Below are 1,496 nucleotides of genomic sequence, written 5' to 3' on the forward strand. Positions count from 1 at the left end.
CAAATGGTTCGCCCTTTGAGGTAGTGAAGTCCGTGGTTCTCCCCGGTTCGACTTTAACCCCTTATGTTTTTGATCGTTCTGGAAATGAAGTCACTGGCGTCACCTATGAAGGCTGTGACGCCATGAAAACCACTGCCGATGTTAAAGTCTACAAAAGACCTGATGGCACTGAGTACAAAGAGCCTATTGGAACAGGCACACCTGTAGGACCAATATTCGCCTGTACAGTCACCGCCGCCCCTTATTGGAAGCTGCAAAGTACGTCTAATTCAAGTGGGCAAGTATCCGTAAACTTCGGTAACTGCGGTAATAAATCGGTCACAAGAAGAACGTCTACAGGCTATTATAAAGGGTTTCGCCCTGTTTCCCGTGAGGATGGGCAAAACTTCGTCCAGGAATCTTCCGCAATAAAAACCGCCAGTTATAGCGCGACGCAAGGCGGCTCCTGCTCATATGAAGAAGTTAATCAAGGCAGCGAATCCCGTTACAGATGGTTTTTTGGACGCGGTGGTGTTCCTGGATATCCAACACCGACAGCAACCCTCTACACCCAGAGCGCCTGGGATAGTGCAGAGGGCTGGTAATGGGCAATCTCGTACTTCAAAAGGTTCTCGAACCGCTTTCAACCTATTTTGATGACACTACCGTTATCGAAATGCGGATGTCGCGCCCGGGCGAGATTATCACAGATGTACGCGGAAAGGGTCTGGTGGCGACATCAGACCCGGTCCTGACACAACATCTCATTGAGGAAATCTGTTGGTCACTGGCCAATCAGGCGGGATTGAACTTCGATCCGGATAGCAATCCAAAGCTCTCGACTACTTTACAACAGGGCCACCGCTTTGAATGCTTGGTCGGTCCTTCTGTGCGCTCTGGCCTGTCTTTGGCCATACGTTGCAAACACCCCTTTGATCCCTCCTGGGAAGACATCGGTATTTCTGGCTCGCTTCAGGAATACATTGAGAACATTATCGCGGTTGAAAAAAACATCATTATTTCCGGAGCGACAAACACCGGGAAAACCACCTTTCTCAATAAACTGCTGACACTTCTGCCGAACGACCGGAGGGTTGTCTCAGTCGAAGACACCCCCGAACTGCATATGGAGCCGTTCTGGAATGGGACTTCTTTGCTCGCTGCCAGGGATGAAGGATCCTCTGCAGGTCTTTTGAGCTACCGCCAGATCTATGACCATCTGGTACGTATCACCCCGGACCACATTATTTTCGGGGAGATATCCACCGGAAACGCCTTTGCGGCTCTGGGTGCATTGAACTCCGGTGTAACCGGCTTTGTCTGCACCATCCACGCCGAAAGCCCCAAACAGGCGATCAACCGCAAGTTTGAACAAAACATCGCCTGGTCCGGGCAAGACATGCCCCGGGTTAGCGAATTTATGGCGGAGATGGTTGGTGCCGTTATCCAGATCAAACGGGATCATCAGGGTTGGCGTCGGATTACCGATATCTGGGAGCCAGATCGCGATCGGATGG

2 protein-coding genes are annotated in these 1,496 nt (G+C 51.1%); both read left to right on the top strand.

Features of this window, described 5'->3' with window-relative positions:
• On the top strand, window positions 1–584 hold a 584-nt coding region (locus B152_RS23975), incomplete at its 5' end, for a hypothetical protein (protein WP_033406642.1).
• The coding region (locus tag B152_RS0114960) for a CpaF/VirB11 family protein (RefSeq protein WP_020593243.1) at window positions 584–1,496 on the top strand (913 nt) is incomplete at its 3' end. The genes B152_RS23975 and B152_RS0114960, both read left to right, overlap by 1 nt.

This window comes from Kiloniella laminariae DSM 19542 (assembly GCF_000374005.1).
GTDB classification, from domain to species: Bacteria; Pseudomonadota; Alphaproteobacteria; order Kiloniellales; family Kiloniellaceae; genus Kiloniella; species Kiloniella laminariae.